Annotated in this window: 22 protein-coding genes and 5 tRNA genes; 25 read left to right on the top strand and 2 right to left on the bottom strand. The window is 35.2% G+C overall.

Features of this window, described 5'->3' with window-relative positions:
* Positions 1 to 17 precede the first annotated feature (17 nt).
* From ES674_RS09260 to ES674_RS09365, 22 genes are all read left to right on the top strand, one after another.
* The gene (locus ES674_RS09260) at positions 18 to 2,087 is read left to right on the top strand and encodes an amino acid carrier protein (RefSeq protein ID WP_148403723.1); all 2,070 of its coding nucleotides are present in this window, start codon (positions 18 to 20) and stop codon (positions 2,085 to 2,087) included.
* 9 nt (positions 2,088 to 2,096) lie between these two features.
* Positions 2,097 to 2,975: a ComEA family DNA-binding protein gene (locus ES674_RS09265; RefSeq protein WP_148403724.1), complete on the top strand. Its 879-nt coding sequence runs from the start codon at positions 2,097 to 2,099 to the stop codon at positions 2,973 to 2,975.
* A gap of 21 nt (positions 2,976 to 2,996) precedes the next feature.
* On the top strand, positions 2,997 to 4,166 hold the full coding sequence (locus ES674_RS09270; RefSeq protein ID WP_148403725.1) for an acyl-CoA dehydrogenase family protein: 1,170 nt from the start codon (positions 2,997 to 2,999) through the stop codon (positions 4,164 to 4,166).
* Between the two features lie 274 nt (positions 4,167 to 4,440).
* Positions 4,441 to 5,868 carry a carboxypeptidase-like regulatory domain-containing protein gene (locus ES674_RS09275; RefSeq protein ID WP_148403726.1) on the top strand — a complete coding sequence of 476 codons (1,428 nt, stop codon included), beginning with the start codon at positions 4,441 to 4,443 and terminating at the stop codon, positions 5,866 to 5,868.
* A 209-nt stretch (positions 5,869 to 6,077) separates the two neighbouring features.
* Complete coding sequence (gene rpsU / locus ES674_RS09280; RefSeq protein ID WP_148403727.1) at positions 6,078 to 6,272, top strand: 30S ribosomal protein S21; 195 nt, start codon at positions 6,078 to 6,080, stop codon at positions 6,270 to 6,272.
* A 142-nt stretch (positions 6,273 to 6,414) separates the two neighbouring features.
* Entirely contained in the window at positions 6,415 to 7,308 is an 894-nt protein-coding gene (locus tag ES674_RS09285; RefSeq protein ID WP_148403728.1) for a tyrosine-type recombinase/integrase, read from the top strand.
* Positions 7,309 to 7,345: 37 nt separating this feature from the next.
* Complete coding sequence (gene hpf, locus ES674_RS09290) at positions 7,346 to 7,648, top strand: ribosome hibernation-promoting factor, HPF/YfiA family (protein WP_148403729.1); 303 nt, start codon at positions 7,346 to 7,348, stop codon at positions 7,646 to 7,648.
* Positions 7,649 to 7,750: 102 nt separating this feature from the next.
* Positions 7,751 to 7,824: transfer RNA gene (locus ES674_RS09295), tRNA-Thr, on the top strand.
* A 40-nt stretch (positions 7,825 to 7,864) separates the two neighbouring features.
* Positions 7,865 to 7,946: transfer RNA gene (locus ES674_RS09300), tRNA-Tyr, on the top strand.
* A 248-nt stretch (positions 7,947 to 8,194) separates the two neighbouring features.
* A tRNA-Gly gene (locus ES674_RS09305) sits at positions 8,195 to 8,267 on the top strand.
* Between the two features lie 84 nt (positions 8,268 to 8,351).
* Positions 8,352 to 8,423: transfer RNA gene (locus ES674_RS09310), tRNA-Thr, on the top strand.
* Positions 8,424 to 8,478: 55 nt separating this feature from the next.
* On the top strand, positions 8,479 to 9,666 hold the full coding sequence (gene tuf / locus ES674_RS09315; protein ID WP_148403730.1) for an elongation factor Tu: 1,188 nt from the start codon (positions 8,479 to 8,481) through the stop codon (positions 9,664 to 9,666).
* Positions 9,667 to 9,727: 61 nt separating this feature from the next.
* A tRNA-Trp gene (locus ES674_RS09320) sits at positions 9,728 to 9,800 on the top strand.
* Between the two features lie 61 nt (positions 9,801 to 9,861).
* The gene (gene secE / locus ES674_RS09325; protein WP_148403731.1) at positions 9,862 to 10,059 is read left to right on the top strand and encodes a preprotein translocase subunit SecE; all 198 of its coding nucleotides are present in this window, start codon (positions 9,862 to 9,864) and stop codon (positions 10,057 to 10,059) included.
* 11 nt (positions 10,060 to 10,070) lie between these two features.
* On the top strand, positions 10,071 to 10,625 hold the full coding sequence (nusG, locus tag ES674_RS09330; protein WP_148403732.1) for a transcription termination/antitermination protein NusG: 555 nt from the start codon (positions 10,071 to 10,073) through the stop codon (positions 10,623 to 10,625).
* 72 nt (positions 10,626 to 10,697) lie between these two features.
* On the top strand, positions 10,698 to 11,138 hold the full coding sequence (rplK, locus tag ES674_RS09335) for a 50S ribosomal protein L11 (protein WP_148403733.1): 441 nt from the start codon (positions 10,698 to 10,700) through the stop codon (positions 11,136 to 11,138).
* Positions 11,139 to 11,156: 18 nt separating this feature from the next.
* Positions 11,157 to 11,846: a 50S ribosomal protein L1 gene (gene rplA / locus ES674_RS09340; protein ID WP_148403734.1), complete on the top strand. Its 690-nt coding sequence runs from the start codon at positions 11,157 to 11,159 to the stop codon at positions 11,844 to 11,846.
* An 18-nt stretch (positions 11,847 to 11,864) separates the two neighbouring features.
* Entirely contained in the window at positions 11,865 to 12,386 is a 522-nt protein-coding gene (gene rplJ / locus ES674_RS09345) for a 50S ribosomal protein L10 (protein WP_148403735.1), read from the top strand.
* 66 nt (positions 12,387 to 12,452) lie between these two features.
* The gene (rplL, locus tag ES674_RS09350; RefSeq protein ID WP_148403736.1) at positions 12,453 to 12,827 is read left to right on the top strand and encodes a 50S ribosomal protein L7/L12; all 375 of its coding nucleotides are present in this window, start codon (positions 12,453 to 12,455) and stop codon (positions 12,825 to 12,827) included.
* Positions 12,828 to 12,949: 122 nt separating this feature from the next.
* A complete protein-coding gene (gene rpoB / locus ES674_RS09355; protein ID WP_148403737.1) occupies positions 12,950 to 16,762 on the top strand; it encodes a DNA-directed RNA polymerase subunit beta in 3,813 nt (1,270 codons plus the stop codon).
* Positions 16,763 to 16,819: 57 nt separating this feature from the next.
* Positions 16,820 to 21,121 carry a DNA-directed RNA polymerase subunit beta' gene (gene rpoC / locus ES674_RS09360; RefSeq protein WP_148403738.1) on the top strand — a complete coding sequence of 1,434 codons (4,302 nt, stop codon included), beginning with the start codon at positions 16,820 to 16,822 and terminating at the stop codon, positions 21,119 to 21,121.
* Positions 21,122 to 21,178: 57 nt separating this feature from the next.
* The gene (locus ES674_RS09365; protein WP_148403739.1) at positions 21,179 to 21,496 is read left to right on the top strand and encodes a DUF3467 domain-containing protein; all 318 of its coding nucleotides are present in this window, start codon (positions 21,179 to 21,181) and stop codon (positions 21,494 to 21,496) included.
* Between the two features lie 162 nt (positions 21,497 to 21,658).
* Here the strand turns inward: ES674_RS09365 and ES674_RS09370 are convergent, their stop codons facing one another.
* Both ES674_RS09370 and ES674_RS09375 read right to left on the bottom strand, forming a co-directional pair.
* On the bottom strand, positions 21,659 to 21,889 hold the full coding sequence (locus tag ES674_RS09370) for a (4Fe-4S)-binding protein (RefSeq protein ID WP_148403740.1): 231 nt from the start codon (positions 21,887 to 21,889) through the stop codon (positions 21,659 to 21,661).
* 150 nt (positions 21,890 to 22,039) lie between these two features.
* A complete protein-coding gene (locus ES674_RS09375; RefSeq protein WP_148403741.1) occupies positions 22,040 to 23,626 on the bottom strand; it encodes a peptide chain release factor 3 in 1,587 nt (528 codons plus the stop codon).
* A 125-nt stretch (positions 23,627 to 23,751) separates the two neighbouring features.
* Here ES674_RS09375 and idi point away from each other — a divergent pair, with 125 nt between their 5' ends.
* The 3 genes from idi to ES674_RS09390 are packed head-to-tail and all read left to right on the top strand — an operon-like array spanning position 23,752 to position 25,661.
* Positions 23,752 to 24,279 carry an isopentenyl-diphosphate Delta-isomerase gene (gene idi / locus ES674_RS09380; RefSeq protein WP_148403742.1) on the top strand — a complete coding sequence of 176 codons (528 nt, stop codon included), beginning with the start codon at positions 23,752 to 23,754 and terminating at the stop codon, positions 24,277 to 24,279.
* Positions 24,276 to 24,686, top strand: a complete 411-nt coding sequence (locus ES674_RS09385; protein ID WP_148403743.1) for a 6-pyruvoyl trahydropterin synthase family protein — start codon at positions 24,276 to 24,278, stop codon at positions 24,684 to 24,686. The genes idi and ES674_RS09385 overlap by 4 nt, the downstream gene beginning before the upstream one ends.
* Before the next feature lie 3 nt (positions 24,687 to 24,689).
* Complete coding sequence (locus tag ES674_RS09390) at positions 24,690 to 25,661, top strand: type I phosphomannose isomerase catalytic subunit (protein WP_148403744.1); 972 nt, start codon at positions 24,690 to 24,692, stop codon at positions 25,659 to 25,661.
* Positions 25,662 to 25,667: the final 6 nt, after the last annotated feature.

The raw sequence follows: 25,667 nt of genomic DNA on the forward strand, positions 1-25,667 counted from the left end.
AACTAACAATAAATCTTATGAAGAAAATTCTTCTTTCAATTTTCACTGTAATACTACCAATACTAGGGTTTGCACAAGATTTTGAAATCGTGGGTGACGTTTCAAACCCTTCAACTTCTATCAATGATGGTGTAGTTACTATTACAGTTAAAGGTGGAGTAGAGCCTTTTACATACCGCTGGAGTAACCAAAAGACATCTTTAAAGTCTAATAGATCTATAGGACTGACAGAAGGTGTGCCTTACACTGTGCTCGTAACTGATGCAACAGGCGCTAGTAAAACAGCGGTTTTTACAGTTAAAGCAGATGCCATAACAGAAATTTTTAATGGTACCATGACCCCAGCCGTTGGTGCTTTGGGCTCTGTACTTTTTTGGGATCCATTTGCTGCCGTGGGAGTTTATGACCCGGTTGTTTACGCAGATCAGAAACAAATTGGTATACCGAATTGGACTAATGATATTAATAATAAATACACACTAGTAAAATGGCTTAAAGCTGATGGTGCAAAAGTAGTTAATGATGAGCCTATTGCTATTATTTCAGATAATTTAGGAAAAGAAACGACCGTAAACTCTTTAGGAAAAGGAACTTTAAAACAGTTAACGGCAGAAGGAAAAGTTATTTATAATTCAGAAAATTCGAAACATGTTATTGAACAAGGTGCGCATTTTTTCGCACAAGTGAAATATGATGAACCTCTTGTATTAACGCATCCAAATGGTGATCCTCTTACAAAGCCAATTTCATTTATTGTAATTTGGTTAGTTCTTGGTGCTTTATTCTTTACCATACGAATGGGTTTTATAAACATTCGTGGGTTTAAACATGCTATTGACTTAGCACGCGGAAAATATGATGATCCAGATGCGCCAGGTCAGGTTACACACTTTCAAGCTTTGGCAACAGCTGTTTCAGGAACTGTTGGTTTAGGAAATATTGCAGGTGTTGCCGTGGCTGTTTCATTAGGAGGCGCGGGAGCAACTTTCTGGATGATTGTTTGTGGTTTATTAGGTATGTCAACCAAATTTGTAGAATGTACTCTAGGTGTAAAATATCGTGATATTTTACCTGATGGCCGTGTATTTGGTGGCCCTATGAACTATTTACGTTACGGTTTAGAAAAACGTAATATGAAAGGTATTGGTAAAGTACTTGCGGGTATGTTTGCTGTTTTGGCTGTTGGTGCTTCTTTTGGAGGTGGTAACATGTTCCAAGCCAACCAATCTTTTGAGCAATTAGCTGGGCAATTCCCAATGTTAGAAGGTAATGGATTTGCTTTCGGTATCGTAACAGCCATATTAGTTGGTGTAGTTATTATTGGAGGAATTAATAGTATTGCTAAAGTTACAGGGAAAGTAGTTCCAGTAATGGCGTCCATTTATATAGTTGCTGCTTTAGCCGTGATTATCATGAATATACAAAATATAGGTCCGGCATTTTCTGCCATCTATGAAGGTGCTTTTAATCCATCAGCCTTAAAAGGTGGTGTTATTGGGGTGTTAGTTGTTGGTTTCCAACGTGCGGCATTCTCAAACGAGGCCGGTGTTGGATCTGCTGCCATTGCGCATAGTACAGCAAAAACGAATAATCCGCCGTCTGAAGGTTTCGTAGCTTTACTAGAGCCATTTATTGATACCGTGGTTGTTTGTACTTTAACTGCATTAGTTCTTATTTTTACAGGAATGCATGAAGTAGAAGGTTTAGCAGGTGCACAATTAACTTCAGATGCTTTTGGTAGCCAAATTTCTTGGTTCCCTTATGTATTAGCAGTAGCTGTTTTCTTATTCGCATTTTCAACTATGATTTCATGGTCTTACTATGGTATGAGAGCTTGGACATACTTATTTGGAAAGAGTAAAAAAATTGAATTTATTTATAAAATGTTATTTTTAGTATTCGTAGTTATTGGAGCTTCTGTAAGTTTAGGTGCTGTTCTTGACTTCTCGGATATGATGATATTAGCTATGTCATTTCCGAATATTATTGGACTTTACATTATGTCTGGTGAAGTGAAAGTGGATTTAGGAGAATACATCAAAAAATTAAAGTCTAACCAATTATACAGGAAGTTGGAAGGAAAATAACCGCTTTATATGAACATACAAAAATCCCATTTCACGTTTACCAAAAAACAGCGAAATGGGATTTTTCTGTTAATTTCTTTCATGGTTATACTTCAAGTGGCCTATTATTTTTATAATAAATCCTTGACAAGCGAAATCGAAACGAACTTTGTTAACGAAGCGTTTCAAAGGGAAATTGATTCGCTCAAAATGGTTGAGAGTGAAAAGTCTAAACCGAAAATATTTCCTTTTAATCCTAATTATATTACCGATTACAAAGGCTATTCTTTAGGAATGACAAATGAAGAAATAGATAGACTTCATGCATTTAGAGCAACGGATAAATGGGTAAATTCGGCCAAGGAATTTCAGCAGGTAACTGGCGTTTCAGATTCCATACTGGCCCTTTTATCACCATATTTTAAATTCCCAAATTGGGTAACCAACCCGAAGACTCGCACATATGCCCAAACAGATTATAGCCATAAACCTAAACCCTTTGCAGAAAAAATAGATTTGAACATTGCTACAGCCGCGCAATTAAAACGTATAAATGGTGTAGGAGAAAAATTATCAGAACGCATCATTGTGTATCGTGATAAAATGGGAGGTCTTTTTATTGCCGATGTGCAACTGTCCGAAGTTTATGGCTTATCACCAGAAGTTATAGCGCGTATTCAAGAACAATTCACAGTGAAGACCCCAAAATCCATTAAACGAATTAATTTAAATACGGCTACGCGGGAAGAATTAGTCACCATTCAGTATATAGATTATGAAGTCGCGCACAACATTATAGAGCAACGGACCTTGCGTGATGGCTTCCAATCCTTGAATGATTTAACGAAAGTTAAGGACTTTCCGGTAAACAAATTTGAGATTATTGCATTATATTTGTCAATCAATTAATTATATAAAAAAAATAAATTTATGAATACTATGTACTTCACCGAAGAGCATAACTTGTTTAGGCAGAGCTTAAAAGATTTTTTACAAAAAGAAGTAGTTCCACATATTGAGAAATGGGAGAAAGATGGAACGGTAGAACGTTTTATTTGGAAAAAATTTGGCGATATGGGCTTCTTCGGCGTGAACTATCCGGAAGCATATGGCGGATTAAATTTAGACTTATTTTATACCATTATATTTCTTGAAGAATTACAAAAAGTAAATTCAGGAGGTTTTGCAGCTAATATGTGGGCGCATGCGTATTTAGCTATGACGCACGTAAATGCTGAAGGTAGCGATGCCATTAAAGAAAAATATTTAACGGCAAGTATCAGTGGCGACATGATTGGATGCTTGTGTGTAACGGAACCTTTTGGCGGTAGTGATGTGGCAGCAATGCGGACAACAGCTGTAAAAGAAGGTGATACTTATGTGCTTAACGGTTCTAAAACTTTTATTACTAATGGGATTTATAGCGATTATTTAGTGGTTGCGGCCAAAACAAATCCAGAGTTAGGAAATAAAGGAATTAGTATGTTTATCATGGATAGAGATACACCAGGTATTTCAGCAACCAAATTGGATAAATTAGGATGGAGAGCAAGTGATACGGCTGAAATAGCTTTTGATAACGTTACGATTCCTGCTGAAAATTTAATGGGTGAAGTCAATAAAGGCTTCCCGTATATTATGCAGCATTTCGCTTTTGAGCGGTTAATTATGGGGGTAAATGCACATGCTAGAGCTGAATTTGCTTTAGATTATGCTAAACAATATATGAGTGAGCGCTATGCTTTTGGAAAAAGCATCAACAATTTCCAAGCTTTACGTCATGCCTATGCGGATGCGTATGCACACATGACTGTTTGTAAAGAATTTAACTACACCGTTACAAGTCGTATGGACAAAGGTGAATACGTGGTTAAAGAAGCTACTATTTCCAAATTACAATCAACAAAAATGTCTGATGAGGTTATTTACCAGTGTCTACAGTTTTTAGGTGGTTACGGTTATATGGAAGAATATCCAATGGCGCGATTATCTCGTGATAGCCGTTTAGGACCAATTGGTGGTGGAACCTCTGAAATCTTACGCGAGATTATCGCCAAAATGACATTGGATGGTAAGGACTATAAGCCTGCTACTAATTAAAAATAAGCGTTGTTTTGGCAAAAATTATTTAGAGATTATCGCCAAAATGACATTGGATGGTAAGGACTATAAGCCTGCTACTAATTAAAAATAAGCGTTGTTTTGGCGAAAATTATTTAGAGATTATCGCCAAAATGACATTGGATTGCAAGGACTACAAGCCTGCATCTAATTAAAAACAAGCGTTGTTTTGGCGAAAATAATATAACAATTTCGCCAAAATGACGTTTTTTGGAAAAGATTATCAACTTGCTATTAAGTAAACTAACTATAAATGACAAATCGTTTTCTAACCTATCTTTTCACTGCATTTCTATTTATAATTGGAACCTGCGCTTCAGCACAAACCGAGTTAACAAACACCGTTTTAGAAGGCAGTACTTTTGAACCTATTGAAAGTGCGAGTATTTACGTTAAAAACACAACTATTGGAACCGTAACAAACGCCGATGGGAAGTTTTTATTAACGGTTCCGAACAAATATTTAAAAGATACTTTGATAGTCTCTTCCATTGGTTTTAAAAGTTACAAAATTCCGGTTGTTGAGTTTGATGCGTCTTTCGAAATTTATTTAGATGAAGATGTTGCTTCTTTAGATGAAATTATCTTAATTGCCGAAACCAGACCAAAAACGGGAAACGAAATCATGATGCGTGCTATTGAAGAACTTCCAAAAAACTTACCAGATTCTTCTTATTTGCAGAAAGGTTTTATGCGCCATAAAGAGCGTAATAAAATAGAATTTAAATGGCTTATTGAAAGCGCTATTACCTTATACGATTCTAGTTTTATTTCAAGTCCGTCGGCCAATCTAAAATTAAACGTGGATCAGGTTCGTAAAAGTTATGATCTTCGGGATGTAGATAGTTTGTTAGCGTATACCGCTTATCTTAAAAATAAATCTAAAAACTCTCGAATTACTACAAAGAATTTAAGGCGCGATACAATTTTAACCAGTTCATTGGTTAAAGCGATAAAATGGAATGACAACCGTATAAACGGTTTAGAAACGTTGTTTCAAGGAAAACTTAATATGGTTAGAAATGCTGGAAATTCTAAAGCTTTATTTGGCGAGGATATTTTAAGCAAGCACCAATTTAAGCTGGATACGGTTTTAGTTGAAAATGGCCGGAAGATTTATAAAATTAAAATTTCAGAAAGTTTCGAATATGTAAATCTGGAAACGCCAGGCGTTTTTAATGATGGTTATCAGCCAAAAGGATGGATTTATGTTTATTGGGATAATTACGCCATTAAGCGCATAGAATACGAGCTTGTAGCAGCCTCCAGCGCCCAACGTAGCCGAAGCAAAACGCTTTACGATACGGAGATTAATCATAAATTAATTTTGACGTACAAAGAATATCAAGACAATATGTATTTGAATTATGTTTTTTATGAAACGCCAAAATTGGTCAATGTTAGAACGGTTGTAGATGATCCGAAAACCGAAATTGATGAATCGTTAGTCAATAAAGACGAGCGTTTTTATTATACGGTGCAAGAAATTCTTTTCACTGAAATCATAACGGATGATAACGAGATTCAAAAGACCTTGAAACAATCATGGGATCCCGATTTATTTTCGCCAAAACCTTATGATAAAGGCTTCTGGAAAAATTATAATACACTATTAGAAAGTAAAGAGGAAGAAAAACTGATACAAGATTTAACAAAACGCTATAGTTTATTTAAGGATTAGTATGTAATACCAAGAATACATTATCAAGCAGAAACCACATAATTTATGTGGTTTCTGCTTTTTTTTGTTTTAAAAATAAAAGTCAAAAATTCCGGGTTAATTCTTCTAAAATTTCTGCAGTTAATAATATTTAAAGTTTTCGTTGTAAAATTTAAAATTGTTATTATTTTTGCATCCTGAAAATTCTAAAAGAGAGGAGGTTAAGGACTATGTTAATAATACCAGTTAAAGAAGGCGATAATATAGATAGAGCGTTAAAGCTTTACAAGCGCAAGTTTGATAAAACGGGAACTAAACGCGCATTACAAACGGGCAAGCAGTTTACAAAACCATCTGTAGAATTTAGAAAGAAAATTCAAAAAGCACAGTATGTTCAAAGCTTAAGAGACCAAGAAAATTTTTAATCTCTCAAGACCATAAAAAGAAATCCTACAGTTTTGTAGGATTTTTTTATGCGCTAAATTTAAAAGACAATTAATCTTCGTAGTTTTACATGAATCGCATTTTCAGATATTATTTTTTAATAATTTTAGCACTTTATTCTACATGACATTTCAAGCTTTTTTAGACTATTTACTTTTGGAAAAACACTATTCCAAGTTAACCGTAAAAGCGTATGAAAAAGATTTAAATGATTTTCTAAAATTCCTATCAGAAACCTATCAAACTCATGATATGCAATCTGTTAATTATCCTGAAATTAGAAATTGGATTGTGAGTCTAGTGGATAAAGAAATCAGTAATCGAACGATTAACCGTAAAATTTCAGCATTGAATTCCTATTATAAATTTCAGTTGAAGTTGGGTGATATTAAAGCCAATCCACTCTCCAAACATCGCGCTTTAAAAACGAGTAAAAAAATTCAAATTCCATTTTCGGAAGCCGAAGTCGCGACCGTTTTAGATGATTTAGATTTTGATGATAGTTTTGAAGGTATTCGCAATAAACTTATTATAGAATTATTTTACTCCACAGGAATTCGGCGTATTGAATTAATTGAAATTACATTAAACCGCATAGATCTTTCTAATAAAACATTGAAAGTTTTAGGCAAGCGAAACAAGGAACGCATTATTCCACTTCTAGACTCGGTAACGGAATCTATAAACCGGTATTTAGAGGTTAGAAATACCTTGGAAAATATAACCGATGGAAACGTATTGTTTTTAACCCAAAAGGGCGTTAAAATTTATGAAACACTTGTCTACCGGATAATAAATGAGTATTTTAGTTTAGCATCTTCCAAAGTAAAAAAAAGTCCGCATATTTTAAGACATTCATTTGCGACACATTTACTAAACCAAGGTGCAGATTTAAATGCTGTAAAAGAATTGTTAGGACACTCCAGTTTAGCTGCTACGCAAGTTTACACGCATAACAGCATAGCGGAGTTAAAGAATGTGTATTTAAAAGCACATCCTCGAGGTCAGAAAAAATAGTATCATAACCATTTGTTTAATTTAAAATATGAACCGTATGAAAGTAAACACCCAATCCGTTAATTTTAACGCAGATCAGAAACTAATCGACTTTATTCAAAAGCGCATGGATAAGCTAGATTTGTATTACGATAAGGTTATTCAAACCGATGTTTATTTAAAAGTTGAGAACACAAGTGATAAAGCCAATAAAATTTTTGAAGCACGTGTAAATGTTCCAGGAGATAGTTTTGTAGTGAAAAAACAATGTAAAACTTTTGAAGAGGGTGTAGATACAGCTGTGGCATCCCTTGAACGTCAATTAAAAAAGCGAAAAGAGAAATTAAGATCACATTTATGATAATTTTTATCGAAAAATGTTTTGATTAAAAAAATAATTATATACATTTGCAGTCCGTTAGAAATAGCGGGCTTTTTTTTAGCTCCAAAAAGATGCTAAAAAGCCGATGTAGCTCAGCTGGCTAGAGCAGCTGATTTGTAATCAGCAGGTCGTGGGTTCGAGTCCCTCTATCGGCTCAAAAAAAAGTTTTTTTTGAAATATTGAATTAAAGTGATTGGGGAGATACTCAAGCGGCCAACGAGGGCAGACTGTAAATCTGCTGACTACGTCTTCGCAGGTTCGAATCCTGCTCTCCCCACTAAACTTTTAAATAAGCTACTGTCAAAAGCTTGCTTTTGTAAAGTAGTGTTTTAAAAGTTTAAGTAAGGAGTCACCCTTACGGATCACCAACGAAGTTGGTAATCCATAAAACATGAAGCTTTTAAATACACTTATTAAGTGTTCTTTTAAAAGTTAAGTAGAAGTTTACTTTTACGGGATTAAGAAGTTAATCCAAGTTTGAAATAATGAAACACCTTTTGAATTTAGAAATAATTTCAAAGAAATGCGAGAGTAGCTCAGTTGGTAGAGCGTCAGCCTTCCAAGCTGAATGTCGCCGGTTCGAACCCGGTCTCTCGCTCAAAAATTCCTGCGGAGGCAGGAATCTCTTCTTTAAGGTTTGTCTTAATACAGGCACGAAAAGATTGGGAACTAAATACTTTACGCCGGTGTAGCTCAGGGGTAGAGCGTTTCCTTGGTAAGGAAGAGGTCACGAGTTCAATTCTCGTCATTGGCTCTTTATAAATTGAATAATTAAGTACTAATATAAATAAGATTAAAATAAATTAAACATGGCAAAGGCAACTTTCGATCGTTCAAAACCACACCTTAACATAGGTACTATTGGACACGTAGATCACGGTAAAACAACTTTAACTGCTGCTATTACTAAAGTATTAGCTGATGCAGGTTTTTCAGAAGCAAGATCATTTGATCAAATTGATAACGCTCCAGAAGAGAAAGAAAGAGGTATAACAATTAATACATCTCACGTAGAATACGCAACGGCAAATCGTCACTATGCGCACGTTGACTGTCCAGGTCACGCGGATTACGTAAAAAACATGGTAACAGGTGCTGCCCAAATGGATGGCGCAATTTTAGTAGTTGCTGCAACAGATGGTCCTATGCCACAAACTCGTGAGCATATCCTATTAGGTCGTCAAGTAGGTATTCCAAGAATCGTTGTTTTCTTAAACAAAGTGGATATGGTTGATGATGAGGAGTTATTAGAATTAGTTGACATGGAAGTTAGAGATTTATTAAACTTCTACGATTACGATGGTGACAATGGTCCTGTTGTATCTGGTTCAGCTTTAGGCGCACTTAACGGTGAGCAAAAATGGGTTGATACTGTTTTAGAATTAATGGCAGCTGTTGATGTATGGATTGAAGAGCCAGTTCGTGATATGGACAAGCCTTTCTTAATGCCTATTGAAGATGTATTCTCAATTACTGGTCGTGGAACTGTAGCTACAGGTCGTATCGAAACAGGTGTTGCTAATACAGGTGATCCAGTTGAGATCATTGGTATGGGTGCTGGGAAAATTAACTCTACTATTACAGGTATTGAAATGTTCCGTCAAATCCTTAACAGAGGTGAAGCTGGAGATAATGCTGGTATCTTATTAAGAGGTATTGAGAAAACTCAAATTTCAAGAGGTATGGTAATCTGTAAGCCAGGTTCTGTAACACCACACTCTAAATTCAAGGCTGAAGTTTATATCTTGAAAAAAGAAGAAGGTGGTCGTCATACACCATTCCATAACAACTACCGTCCACAATTTTACGTTCGTACAACGGATGTAACAGGAAACATTATGCTTCCAGAAGGTGTTGAAATGGTTATGCCAGGTGATAACTTAACTATACACGTTGATTTAATCCAGCCAATTGCAATGAATGTTGGTCTTCGTTTCGCTATTCGTGAAGGAGGTCGTACAGTAGGTGCTGGTCAGGTTACTGAAATTTTAGATTAATTTTATCTAATCAATATAGAGTTAAGGTATTTCGTTTTGCGGAATACCTTGACTTGTATTTACGGGTTTAGCTCAGTTGGTAGAGCACTGGTCTCCAAAACCAGGTGTCGGGAGTTCGAGTCTCTCAACCCGTGCAATTTAGAAAGTAGTCGTCTTATTGTTACTTCCTAAAAATCATAAACAAAATATTAAACAATGGCTGGAGTTGTAAACTATATAAAAGAATCATTCGGGGAACTAAAAAACAATGTCACTTGGCCAACATGGGCAGAAGGACAGAAGTTAACAATTTTAGTTGCAGTGTTCTCTATCATTTTTTCACTAGCTATATGGGGAATTGATACGGTATTCAGCAAAGCAATAGGATTTTACTTTCATTGGATTAACGGTTAAAATAAAATTTTATGTCTGAAGGAAATGAGAAAAAGTGGTATGTCGTTAGAGCAGTAAGCGGTCAAGAAAATAAAATTAAAGCTTACATAGAAACAGAAATTGCACGATTAGGATATGAAGATTTTGTAGAGCAAGTTCTAGTTCCAACGGAGAAAGTTATTCAAATTCGTAATGGAAAGAAAGTAAATAAAGAAAAAGTTTATTTTCCAGGTTACATTATGATTAAAGCAAATTTAACAGGTGAAATTCCTCACATTATAAAATCCGTTACCAATGTAATTGGATTTTTAGGCGAAACAAAAGGAGGCGATCCTGTACCATTAAGACAATCTGAAGTTAACAGAATGTTAGGTAAAGTAGATGAGCTTTCTGTAAATGCCGATACCAATGTGGCTATTCCATTTAAAAGTGGTGAAACAGTTAAAGTTATTGATGGACCTTTCAATGGATTTGATGGTACTATCGAGAAAATTAACGAAGAGAAGCGTAAGCTAGAAGTCATGGTGAAAATTTTCGGAAGAAAAACACCGTTAGAGTTAAGCTATATGCAAGTAGAGAAAGTATAATAATTGTTACAAATATAAAATGTGTGCTTGAGCTTCTAATTTAAGCATTACGAAAAAACTAAATTATTAAAAATGGCAAAAGAGTTAAGTAAAGTAGTTAAACTACAAGTAAGGGGAGGTGCAGCGAATCCGTCGCCACCGGTTGGACCCGCTTTAGGTGCCGCTGGAGTAAATATCATGGAGTTCTGTAAGCAGTTTAATGCTAGAACACAAGATAAACCTGGTAAAGTTTTACCAGTGGTTATTATGGTATACAAAGACAAATCATTTGACTTTGTTATCAAAACACCTCCTGCAGCTGTACAATTATTAGAAGCGGCCAAAGCAAAAAAAGGTTCTGGTGAACCACACGTAAAAAAAATAGCAAGAGTTTCTTGGGATCAGGTAAGAGCAATAGCAGAAGATAAAATGCAAGATTTAAATGCATTTACAATTGATGCTGCCATGACAATGGTTGCTGGTACTGCTAGATCAATGGGTATTTCTGTAAAAGGTGGTACTGAACCTAAATAATCTAAAAAATTTAGAAAGATGGCAAGATTAACAAAGAAACAAAAAGAAGCTTTAGCAAAAATCGAGAAAGGAAAAGTGTATTCTGTCGGTGAAGCTTCAGCATTAGTTAAAGATATAACTAATACCAAATTTGATGCATCTGTGGACTTGGCTGTACGTTTAGGCGTAGATCCAAGAAAAGCAAATCAAATGGTAAGAGGCGTTGTTACGCTTCCTCATGGTACTGGTAAAGACGTCAAAGTTTTAGCATTAGTTACACCAGACAAAGAAGCGGAAGCTAAAGAAGCTGGTGCAGACTTTGTAGGTTTAGATGAGTACCTTGATAAAATTAAAGGTGGTTGGACAAATGTAGATGTTATTGTAACTATGCCAAGTGTTATGGGTAAATTGGGTCCTTTAGGACGTATATTAGGTCCTCGTGGCTTAATGCCAAACCCAAAGACTGGTACTGTAACAATGGATATTGGTAAAGCTGTTAGTGATGTAAAAGCTGGTAAAATTGACTTTAAAGTTGATAAAACAGGTATTGTACACGCATCTATAGGAAAAGCATCTTTTAGTGCTGATAAAATTGCAGACAATGCAAACGAATTATTACAAACATTAATGAAACTTAAGCCAACTGCAGCTAAAGGAACTTATGTAAAGAGCATTTATATGTCAAGTACAATGAGTCCAAGTTTAGCTGTAGATCCAAAAATTGGTTAGTAGTTTAAAACTTTTATTATGACAAGAGAAGAAAAATCACAAGTAATTGAAGAATTAACTGCGCAATTAGCCGATAATACAAATATCTATTTAGCAGATATTTCTGGATTAAACGCAAGTAGGACTTCAGATTTACGTCGTGCTTGTTTTAAGGCAAACATACAATTAGCCGTAGTTAAAAATACATTGCTTGCAAAGGCAATGGAAGCTTCAGATAAGGATTTTGGAGACCTTCCTTCTACATTGAAAGGAAACACCTCTATTATGTATTCTGAAACTGGTAATGGACCAGCCAAAGTTATTGAAACCTTCCGTAAGAAATCATTAATGCCTCTTTTAAAAGGAGCATATATTGCAGAAGCTATATACATTGGTGATGATCAACTAGACGCTTTAGTTAATATCAAATCTAAAGAAGAGGTTATCGGAGAAATTATTGGCTTATTACAATCTCCAGCTAAAAATGTTATTTCAGCACTTAAATCAAGTGGTGGTAAATTAGCAGGGATTCTAAAAACACTATCTGAAAAAGAAGGATAGTCTTAAAAAGTACGCACTTAATTACAATTATATTATTATTAAAAATTTATTAAAACGATAGAAAAAATGGCAGATTTAAAAGATTTCGCAGAACAATTAGTTAACTTAACTGTAAAAGAAGTAAACGAATTAGCAACTATATTAAAAGATGAGTATGGTATCGAGCCTGCAGCTGCTGCTGTAGCAATGGCTGGTCCTGCTACTGGTGGTGGTGAAGAAGCTGAAGAGCAATCAGAATTTGATGTAATTCTTAAAGCTGCAGGTGGTTCTAAATTAGCAGTTGTAAAACTTGTTAAAGAATTAACTGGATTAGGATTAAAAGAAGCTAAAGAATTAGTTGATAGTGCACCAAGCGCTGTTAAAGAAGCTGTTTCTAAAGACGAAGCAGAAGCTTTAAAAGCTCAATTAGAAGAAGCTGGAGCAGAGGTTGAGCTTAAGTAATACTTGCCCCTCAAAATCATAACGGTTTAGGTCTAAAGTGAACACTTTTAGGCCTAGACCATTTTGCGTATATAATCGTTACATACGCTATTTTATTTTTTTAATCAAAATTCCGCCCATTGATGTTAACAAAACAAGCTGAAAGATTAAATTTCTCTTCTATTGTAAATAGAACAGAATATCCTGATTTTATGGATATTCAGATAAAATCCTTCCAGGATTTTTTCCAGCTAGAAACTAAATCTGAAGAAAGAGGAGACGAAGGTTTATATAACACCTTTTTGGAAAACTTCCCAATTACAGACACACGTAATCAATTTGTTTTAGAATTTTTAGATTACTTTATTGATCCACCACGTTATACCATTGAAGAATGTATAGAACGTGGACTTACATATAGCGTACCGCTAAAGGCCAGACTTAAATTGTACTGTACAGACCCTGAACATGAGGATTTCGAAACCATTGTTCAAGATGTGTATTTAGGAACAATTCCATACATGACGCCTAGTGGAACGTTTGTTATAAACGGTGCAGAACGCGTAGTTGTTTCACAATTACACAGATCACCAGGTGTATTCTTTGGTCAGTCTTTCCATGCAAATGGAACTAAATTATACTCGGCCAGAGTTATTCCATTTAAAGGATCATGGATTGAGTTCGCAACAGATATCAACTCGGTTATGTATGCGTACATTGACCGTAAGAAAAAGTTACCTGTTACAACGTTGTTTAGAGCCATCGGTTTTGAACGTGATAAAGACATTCTAGAAATTTTTGATCTTGCTGAAGAAATTAAAGTTTCAAAAGCAGGACTTAAAAAAGTATTAGGCCGTAAACTTGCGGCGCGTGTACTTAACACATGGCATGAGGATTTTGTTGATGAAGATACAGGTGAAGTAGTATCTATAGAACGTAACGAGATTGTTTTAGATCGTGATACAGTTCTGGATAAAGATAATATTGAGGAAATTCTTGATACAAGTGTCAAAACGATTCTTTTACATAAAGAAAGTGCACAACAAGGAGATTACGCAATTATTCACAACACATTACAAAAAGATCCAACAAACTCTGAAAAAGAGGCTGTTGAACATATATACCGTCAATTACGTAATGCTGAGCCGCCAGATGAAGAAACGGCGCGTGGTATTATTGACAAATTATTCTTCTCTGACCAACGTTACTCTTTAGGTGAAGTAGGTCGTTATAGAATGAACAAAAAATTAGGTCTTGATATTGGTATGGATAAGCAAGTGCTTACCAAAGAAGATATCATTACTATTATTAAATACTTAATTGAACTGATCAACTCCAAAGCAGAGATTGATGATATCGATCACTTATCTAACCGTCGTGTACGTACAGTTGGTGAGCAATTATCTCAACAGTTTGGTGTTGGTTTAGCACGTATGGCTAGAACCATTCGTGAGCGTATGAATGTACGTGACAACGAAGTATTTACACCTATAGATTTAATTAATGCCAAGACTTTATCGTCTGTTATTAATTCCTTCTTTGGTACTAACCAATTATCGCAATTCATGGATCAAACCAATCCACTTGCTGAAATTACGCACAAGCGTCGTTTATCAGCTCTTGGACCTGGAGGTTTATCCCGTGAAAGAGCAGGTTTTGAGGTTCGTGATGTTCACTATACACACTACGGACGTTTATGCCCAATTGAAACACCGGAAGGACCAAACATTGGTTTAATTTCATCACTTTCAGTATTTGCTAAAGTGAATTCTATGGGATTCATTGAAACACCTTACCGTAAAGTAACGAATGGTGTAGTAGATATTAAGAGTACACCTATTTATTTAAGTGCGGAAGAAGAAGAAGATAAGTTAATTGCACAAGCAACTGTAAAAGTTGATGAAAATGGTAAAATTTTACATGATAAGGTAATTGCACGTATGGAAGGTGACTTCCCGGTAATTGACCCAAGTGAAATTCATTATACCGATGTTGCTCCTAACCAAATTGCTTCTATTTCAGCGTCATTAATTCCATTCTTGGAACATGATGATGCCAACCGTGCATTAATGGGATCTAACATGATGCGTCAGGCCGTACCATTATTACGTCCGCAAGCACCTATTGTTGGAACAGGATTAGAAAGACAAGTAGCATCAGATTCTCGTGTATTAATAAATGCAGAAGGAAGTGGTGTGGTAGAATATGTAGATGCTAACGAAATTACTATCAAATATGATAGAACGGAAGATGAAGCTAAAGTAAGTTTCGAAAGCGATACAAAAACATACCCACTTGTTAAGTTCAGAAAAACCAACCAAGGAACCTCTATTAACTTAAAGCCTATTGTTCAAAAAGGGGATAAGATTAAAAAAGGTCAAGTTCTTTGTGAAGGTTATGCAACACAAAAAGGAGAATTAGCTTTAGGACGAAATATGAAAGTAGCCTTTATGCCTTGGAAAGGGTATAACTTTGAGGATGCTATTGTAATTTCAGAAAAAGTAGTTCGCGAAGATATCTTTACATCTATTCATATTGATGAGTATTCATTAGAGGTTCGAGATACTAAATTAGGTAACGAAGAATTAACGAATGATATTCCTAACGTTTCGGAAGAAGCGACTAAAGATTTAGATGAAAACGGGATGATCCGTATTGGAGCCGAGGTTAAACCTGGCGATATTCTTATTGGTAAAATTACACCAAAAGGAGAATCAGATCCAACTCCTGAAGAAAAATTATTACGTGCCATTTTTGGTGATAAAGCTGGTGATGTTAAAGATGCATCATTAAAAGCGTCGCCTTCATTACATGGTGTTGTAATTGATAAGAAACTATTTGCGCGTGCTGTAAAAGACAAGCGTAAGAGAGCTCAAGACAAAGAAGATATTGCGGCACTAGAAGCATTATACTTTAACAAGTTTGGCGAATTACAAGATATTTTAGTTGAAAAACTATTTGCTATTGTAAGCGGTAAAACAGCTCAAGGTATCTTTAATGATTTAGGTGAAGAGGTTTTACCAAAAGGTAAAAAATATACACTTAAAATGTTAAATTCTGTTGACGATTATACGCACTTAACAAGCGGACAATGGACTACAGATGATGAAACCAATAAATTAGTTGCTGATTTAATTCACAACTATAAAATTAAAGAAAACGATTTACAAGGTTCTTTACGTCGTGAGAAATTTACCATTTCTGTTGGTGATGAATTACCAGCAGGTATTATCAAATTAGCTAAAGTTTACATTGCTAAAAAACGTAAACTAAAAGTTGGTGATAAAATGGCAGGTCGTCACGGTAACAAAGGTATTGTAGCACGTATTGTACGTCAAGAAGATATGCCTTTCCTTGAAGACGGAACGCCTGTTGATATTGTATTAAATCCACTTGGTGTACCATCTCGGATGAACATTGGGCAGATTTATGAAACCGTTCTAGGATGGGCTGGTGAAAAACTGAACCGTACCTACGCAACACCAATTTTTGATGGTGCAACTTTAGATCAAATTAACGAGTTTACAGATGAAGCTGGAATTCCAAGATTTGGACATACTTATTTATTCGACGGTGGAACAGGAAAGCGTTTTGATCAACCAGCAACTGTTGGTGTGATTTATATGCTGAAACTTGGTCATATGGTTGATGATAAAATGCACTCACGTTCAATTGGACCATACTCATTAATTACACAACAACCATTAGGTGGTAAAGCACAATTTGGTGGTCAGCGTTTTGGAGAAATGGAAGTTTGGGCATTAGAAGCATACGGTGCATCTGCAACCTTAAGAGAAATATTGACTGTTAAATCTGATGATGTTATTGGTCGCGCTAAAACATACGAAAGTATTGTTAAAGGTGAACCAATGCCAGAGCCTGGATTGCCAGAATCTTTCAATGTGTTAATGCACGAATTGAAAGGTCTAGCACTAGACATTAGATTAGAAGAGTAAAAAAAACCGTTGTATGTAAGGACAGCTTTCGGGCTGTCCATACCAAAAACATAAAACATGGCAAGAAAACAAGATAAGAATACAGTACAGAGATTTAACAAAATCTCCATTGGTTTAGCCTCACCTGAATCTATTTTAGCAGAATCTCGTGGTGAAGTTCTAAAGCCAGAAACTATCAATTATCGTACTCATAAACCAGAACGTGATGGTTTATTCTGTGAGCGTATTTTTGGTCCTGTAAAGGATTATGAATGTGCTTGTGGAAAATATAAGCGTATCCGATACAAAGGTATCGTATGTGACCGTTGTGGTGTAGAAGTAACAGAAAAGAAAGTACGTCGTGATCGTGTTGGACACATTAATTTAGTGGTTCCAGTTGCGCACATTTGGTATTTCCGTTCGTTACCAAACAAAATTGGATATTTACTTGGGTTACCATCTAAAAAATTAGATATGATTATTTACTACGAACGTTACGTAGTAATTCAACCAGGTATTGCTAAAAATGCTGAAGGAGAACCAGTTCAAAAAATGGACTTCCTTACAGAAGAAGAATATTTAAACATTTTAGAAACACTTCCACAAGACAACCAATATTTAGAGGATAAAGATCCTAATAAATTTTTGGCAAAAATGGGTGCTGAATGTTTAATCGAGCTTTTATCACGTATTGATTTAGATGAATTATCATTTGAACTACGTCATAAAGCCAATACTGAAACGTCAAAACAACGTAAAACGGAAGCTTTAAAGCGTTTACAAGTTGTAGAAGCTTTACGTGAATCGAACGAAAATCGTGAGAATCGCGCAGAATGGATGATTTTAAAAGTTATTCCAATCATTCCGCCAGAATTACGTCCATTAGTGCCGTTGGATGGTGGTCGTTTTGCAACTTCCGATTTAAATGATCTTTATCGTCGTGTTATTATTCGTAACAACCGATTAAAGCGTTTAGTTGAAATCAAAGCACCAGAAGTTATTTTACGTAACGAAAAGCGTATGTTACAGGAATCTGTAGATTCGTTATTAGATAACACACGTAAATCATCTGCTGTTAAAACAGATTCTAACAGACCATTAAAATCATTATCAGATTCACTTAAAGGTAAGCAAGGACGTTTCCGTCAAAACTTACTTGGTAAGCGTGTTGATTATTCAGCTCGTTCTGTAATTGTTGTTGGACCGGAATTAAAATTATTCGAATGTGGTATTCCAAAGGATATGGCAGCCGAATTATACAAACCTTTCGTAATTAGAAAATTAATTGAAAGAGGTATTGTAAAAACTGTAAAATCTGCGAAGAAGATTATAGATAAGAGAGAGCCTGTGGTTTGGGATATTTTGGAAAATGTTCTTAAGGGACATCCAGTATTACTTAACCGTGCGCCAACGCTTCACAGACTAGGTATTCAAGCTTTTCAACCAAAATTAATTGAAGGAAAAGCTATTCAGTTACACCCATTAGTTACTACGGCATTCAACGCGGATTTCGATGGTGATCAGATGGCTGTGCATTTACCTTTAGGTCCTGAGGCTATATTAGAGTGTCAGTTATTAATGTTAGCGTCACATAATATTTTAAACCCAGCTAACGGTTCTCCGGTAGCAGTACCTTCTCAAGATATGGTACTTGGTCTATATTATATGACTAAAGAACGTATCTCAACTGACGACGTTAAAATTAAAGGAGAAGGCTTAACATTCTACGCACCTGAAGAAGTAATTATTGCTTACAATGAGGGTCGTGTAGATTTAAATGCTGGTATTAAAGTAAGAACCTATGCTTTCAACGAAGCTGAAGAACTGACTTTACAAGTTATTAATACTACAGTAGGTCGTGTACTTTTTAACGAAAAAGTACCACATGCTGCAGGTTATATCAATCAAGTATTAACTAAAAAATCACTACGTAATATTATTGGTGATATTTTAAAATTCACAAGTGTGCCAGAAACGGCTGCTTTCTTGGATGAAATTAAAACTTTAGGTTATAATTTCGCATTCCAAGGTGGACTATCATTTAGTTTAGGTGATATTATTATTCCACCAGAAAAGCAATCAATGATTGATGGTGCAAACCTTAAAGTTGATGGTATTATGGCCAACTATAACATGGGGCTTATTACTAACAACGAGCGTTATAACCAAGTTATTGATATATGGACCTCTACGAATGCTGAATTGACTGAATTGTCTATGAAGCGTATTCGTGAAGATCAGCAAGGTTTTAACTCGGTATATATGATGCTTGATTCTGGAGCTCGTGGATCTAAAGAACAGATTCGTCAGCTTACAGGTATGCGTGGATTAATGGCGAAACCGAAGAAATCAACAGCTGGTGGTGGTGAAATTATTGAAAACCCAATTCTTTCTAACTTTAAGGAAGGTCTTTCAATTTTAGAATACTTTATCTCAACACACGGTGCACGTAAAGGTCTTGCCGATACCGCACTTAAAACTGCGGATGCTGGTTACCTAACACGTCGTTTAGTAGATGTATCTCAGGACGTTATTGTAAATACCGTAGATTGTGGTACGTTACGTGGCGTAGAAGTAACACCATTAAAGAAAAATGACGAGATTGTTGAAACCTTATCAGAGCGTATTTTAGGTCGTATTTCATTAAACGATGTTTACAATCCGTTAACTGATGAATTATTGGTTGCAACAAACCAAATGATTGATGAAACCATAGCTAGAACTATCGAAAATTCTCCAGTTGATGCTGTAGAAGTTCGTTCAGCTCTAACCTGTGAAGCCAAGCAAGGTATTTGTGCTACATGTTACGGTCGTAACTTAGCAACTGGAAAAATGGTTCAACGTGGAGAAGCTGTAGGTGTAGTAGCCGCACAGTCTATTGGAGAGCCAGGAACACAGTTAACATTACGTACATTCCACGTAGGTGGTATTGCTGGTAACATTTCAGAAGTTAACAAATTGGTTGTCAAATTTGACGGTATCGCAGAAATCGATGAACTTAAAACTATTAAAGGCGAAGATTCCGATGGAAAAGAAGCTAATATGGTTATTTCTCGTACTTCTGAATTAAAATTAATTGATAAGAAAACAGGTATTACTTTAAGTACCAATAACATTCCTTACGGTTCAACCATTTATGTTAAGAGTGGTGATGCTATTAAAAAAGGAGATGTTATTTGTAGCTGGGATCCATATAACGGTGTAATTATTTCAGAATTTGCTGGTAAAGTACGTTATGAAAACATCGAACAAGGTGTTACGTATCAAGTAGAAATTGATGAGCAAACCGGATTCCAAGAAAAAGTAATTTCTGAATCTAGAAATAAAAAGCTAATCCCAACGCTTCATATTGAAGATGCTAAAGGAAATGCAATGCGTTCATACAACTTACCTGTAGGAGCCCACATAATGATTGACGATGGTGAGAAGATTAAAGTCGGTAAGATTTTAGTTAAAATACCTCGTAAATCTGCTAAATCTGGAGATATTACAGGTGGTTTACCACGTGTTACCGAATTATTCGAAGCACGTAATCCATCTAACCCAGCAGTAGTTAGTGCTATTGACGGTGTGGTATCTTTCGGTAAAATTAAGCGTGGTAATCGTGAAATTATTGTCGAGTCTAAACTAGGTGAAGTTAAGAAGTACTTGGTTAAATTATCAAGTCAGATTCTTGTTCAAGAAAATGACTTTGTTAAAGCAGGTATGCCTTTATCGGATGGTTCTGTAACGCCTAATGATATTTTAAATATCAAAGGCCCATCAGCGGTTCAGCAGTATTTAGTAAACGAAGTACAAGAAGTTTACCGTTTACAAGGTGTGAAAATTAACGATAAGCACTTTGAGGTAGTTGTTAGACAAATGATGCGTAAAGTTAGAATCATTGATTCTGGTGATACGACATTCTTGGAAAACCAATTGGTACACAAAGCAGATTTCATTGAAGAAAATGATGATATTTTCGGAATGAAAGTTGTTGAAGAGCCTGGAGATTCAGAGAATCTTAAAGCTGGTCAAATTATTACACCACGTGATTTAAGAGACGAAAATTCCCTATTACGTCGTGAAGATAAGAAGTTAGTTGAGGCACGTGATGCACAACCAGCTACGGCTACACCAATACTTCAAGGTATTACTAGAGCATCGCTACAAACCAAATCGTTTATATCTGCAGCATCGTTCCAGGAAACAACAAAAGTTCTGAACGAAGCAGCTGTAAATGGTAAGGTAGATACTTTAGAAGGTCTTAAAGAAAATGTAATTGTAGGTCATAGAATTCCAGCCGGTACTGGTATGAGAACTTATGAAAACATTATCGTAGGATCCAAAGAAGAGTTTGATGAAATGATGCAAGCTAAAAAAGAAGTTAATTATAACTAATTAATAAATTGAAAATAGCGTGAAGAAATTCACGCTATTTTTTTATACTATACTATTATGAGTGACAAACCAAATCAGAAAAAACAAGGACAAATAAATATTGAAATTGATGAGAAAATAGCGGAAGGAATTTATTCCAACCTAGCTATAATTAATCATTCTGTTTCAGAGTTTGTTGTGGACTTTGTAAGTATTATGCCTGGAACACCAAAGAGTAAGGTGAAATCTCGTATTATTTTAACACCACAACATGCGAAGCGCTTATTAAAAGCTTTAGGTGAAAACGTAACGCGTTTTGAAAATGCACATGGTGAAATCAAAGATTATGAGCAACCTCCAATCCCATTGAATTTTGGCCCTACAGGTCAAGCTTAAATAGGAACCAGATCTCACACTATACAAAATGTTTTTGCAGAGGTTCTCAAAATATATAATTATGAGCAACCTCCAATCCCATTGAATTTTGGCCCTACGGGACAAGCTTAAATTCAAAACATAAAAAAATCCCATAGGTAATTTCCAATGGGATTTTTTATTTTAACAAGCTTCTTTTTTATTGATATAAAATTTTAAAGCACCGGATGGGCACTTTTTAATCTGATTGATAATGTTTTCATTAGTATCCGCATCCAAATCTATCCACGGAATTACATATTGTTTAAATACATTGGAAAGTTGGTTAGCACAATGTTCGGCGTTTACACACACCGTTGGGTTGTAAATTACAGTAATATCTTTATTACTGAAAGTTTGGGGTTTTACTTTCATAGTAATCACGATTTGGTATTATTAGGCTACTTAAAAATGACTGGCCGTAATATATAAGTAGAACGGCGTGACAATTAAATGTATGAAAAAAAAAGTAAACACATTAGTAATAAACGGCACTTTTCGATAAACGGTTTATTGTTTTAAGATTTAAAATTCAGATGTGTAATGAAATTTAATATTTGGATATTTTTGTTGCGTCATCTGCAAAGAGAACGGGGAATCTGCTAGAAACACCAATTGATCTTGCTTATCTTTAGCAATATAGCGTTGCTTTACGCGTAAAAACTCTTTGAATTCTTCACTTTTAACATCGTTAGCTTCCACCCAACATGCTTTATGAACATTTAAGTTTTCATAGGTGCATTTGGCCCCATATTCATGTTCTAAACGATATTGAATTACCTCATATTGTAAAGCTCCAACCGTTCCAATTACTTTTCTGCCGTTGAGTTCCAATGTAAATAACTGGGCTACACCTTCGTCCATTAATTGATCAATACCTTTATAAAGCTGCTTGGATTTTAATGGGTCAGCATTGTTAATATACCTAAAATGCTCCGGACTAAAACTAGGAACACCTCTGTAATTTATATTTTCACCTTCTGTCAAAGTATCTCCAATTTTAAAATTTCCTGTATCATGCAAACCTACAATATCACCAGGATAAGAGATGTCTACAATTTCCTTCTTTTCAGCAAAAAAGGCATTCGGACTCGAAAATTTCATTTTCTTGTTATTTCTAACATGTAAATACGGTTTGTTACGCTCAAATATGCCCGAAACAATTTTAACAAAAGCCAGACGGTCACGATGATTAGGATCCATGTTGGCATGGATTTTAAAAACAAAACCAGTAAAATTCTTTTCGTCCGGTTTTACAAGACGTTCTTCACTTTGCTTTGGTCTTGGTTTAGGCGCAATTTCTATAAAACAGTCTAATAATTCGCGAACGCCAAAATTATTTAAAGCAGAACCAAAAAATACAGGCTGTTGTTTCCCTTCTAAATACGCATCTCTATCAAATTCAGGATAAATACCTTCAACCAATTCAATTTCTTCTCGAAGTGTTTTAGCCGCTTTTTCACCGATTAACTCATCAATTTTTTTCGATTCTAAATCGGAAATCTCAACGGTTTCTTCAATGTTTTTTCTGCTGCTTCCGCTAAATAAATTGATGTTCTTCTCCCAGAGGTTATAAATTCCTTTAAAATCGTAACCCATACCGATAGGGAAACTCATAGGAACCACAGTTAAACCTAATTTTTGTTCCACTTCATCCAGTAAATCGAATGCATCTTTACCTTCACGATCCAGTTTATTAATGAACACAATCATCGGTATATTTCGCATTCTACAAACTTCAACTAATTTTTCAGTTTGCTCTTCCACACCTTTTGCAACGTCTACAACAACAATAACGCTATCTACAGCGGTTAATGTTCTAAAAGTGTCTTCAGCAAAATCCTTGTGTCCAGGTGTATCTAAAATATTAATTTTAATACCTTCATATTCAAAAGCCAAAACAGACGTTGCCACAGAAATACCACGCTGACGCTCTATTTCCATAAAATCACTGGTAGCACCTTTTTTGATTTTATTACTTTTTACGGCACCTGCTTCTTGAATAGCACCACCAAATAGTAATAATTTTTCGGTTAAAGTGGTTTTTCCGGCATCTGGATGCGCAATAATACCAAAAGTTCGTCTTCTATTTATTTCTGATGTAAAACTCATATTCTCCTTTAAAATGGGTAGCAAAGATACATTTTATCTACACGAAAAATGTTATGTCTTTGGTGCTTTTTAATTTTGTGATAAGTTTGTCGTATTTTTACTGTTTTGATTGGTATTTTAGCGCTATGATTGAAGAACAAGTTATTTTAGTAAACGAAAACGATGAGCGAATTGGCCTAATGGCTAAAATGGAAGCGCATGAAAAAGCGCAGTTACATCGTGCATTTTCTGTATTTGTTTTTAACCAGAAAAATGAGTTGATGTTGCAGCAACGTGCCCTTCATAAATATCACACACCTGGTTTATGGACCAATACATGTTGTAGTCATCAACGTGATGGTGAAACTAATATTCAGGCTGGAAAACGCAGGTTGCAGGAGGAAATGGGATTTGTTACCGAATTAAAGGAAACCATTTCGTTTATATATAAGGCGCCGTTTGATAATGGTTTAACCGAACATGAATTTGATCATGTTATGGTTGGACATTATGATGACGTTCCAGATATTAATCCGGAGGAAGTTGCAAATTGGAAGTGGATGTCATTAGAAGCCGTTAAAACTGATATAAAAACACAACCAGACTTGTATACTGCATGGTTTAAGATTATTTTCGAAAAATTCTATGAACATATTAATATTACTGAAGCATGAAAGTTACCGTAAGTAGAAAAGCGCATTTTAATGCAGCTCATCGCTTGTACCGAAAAGATTGGTCTGATGAAAAAAATGATGCTGTTTTTGGAAAATGTAATAACCCCAATTTTCATGGACATAACTATGATTTAATTGTAAGCGTTACGGGAGAAATTGATCCTGAAACAGGTTATGTTATGGACGTAAAAGTTTTAAAAGACTTAATTAAATTAGAAGTTGAAGACGCTTTCGATCATAAAAACTTAAATGTTGATGTACCTGAATTTCAAGACTTAAATCCAACAGCAGAAAATATTGTGGTGGTTATTTTCAATAAATTACGATCTCATTTATCAGAAAAACTGGAAATGGAAGTTACTTTATATGAAACACCGCGTAATTTTGTAACCTATTCGGGACAGTAATTTATGAAAAAAACGCTTTATCCTATAAAGTTCACACCCATTTTAAAGGCTAAAATTTGGGGAGGCGAGAAATTAAAAAATCTGCTCCGCAAACAATCGTCTGCATCAAATATTGGTGAAAGTTGGGAAATTAGCGATGTTGAAGGTGATACTTCTATTGTTGCTAATGGTGATTTAAAGGGACAATCATTAAAGCAATTATTAAACACCTATAAATCTGATTTAATTGGATACAAGAACTATGAAAAATTTGGAAACACATTTCCTTTGCTTATTAAGTTTATAGATGCCAAAGAAGATTTATCCATCCAATTGCATCCTAATGATGCCCTTGCAGCTAAACGCCATAATACTTTTGGGAAAACGGAAATGTGGTATGTCATGCAGGCGGATCCAAATAGCAAATTGATAGTTGGCTTTAATCAGAAGATGAATTCAGAAACGTATTTAAAACATTTGAATGCTAAAACACTAACTGAAATTCTTAATTTTGATACCGTTAAAACGGGAGACGGTTATTTTATTGATGTGGGTCGTGTTCATGCTATTGGAGCAGGAGTTTTGTTAGCGGAAATTCAGCAAACAAGTGATATAACCTATCGGGTTTATGATTGGGATCGGGTAGATGAAACTGGAAATAAACGTGAGCTTCATAATGATTTAGCTATAGATGCTTTTAATTTTAATATGCCAGATGATTTCCGCCTGGATTATACTAAAACGGAAAACACAGCGAATACCATGATAAGTTGTCGTTATTTCACTACTAATTATTTGAAAATTACCAAGGCTATTACAAAAACGAATACGCATGATTCTTTCCTTATTTATATGTGTGTTGATGGTGAAATAACCATTACAGCAAATGGATTAAGTAGCAAATTACAATCTGGCGAAACCGTATTAATTCCAGCGGCTTTAAAGACCGTTGAATTACAGTCAGATAATGCCACGTTGCTAGAAGTTTACGTGTAAAAAAAT

The sequence above is a fragment of the Bizionia myxarmorum genome, from assembly GCF_008086205.1.
GTDB classification, from domain to species: Bacteria; Bacteroidota; Bacteroidia; order Flavobacteriales; family Flavobacteriaceae; genus Algorimicrobium; species Algorimicrobium myxarmorum.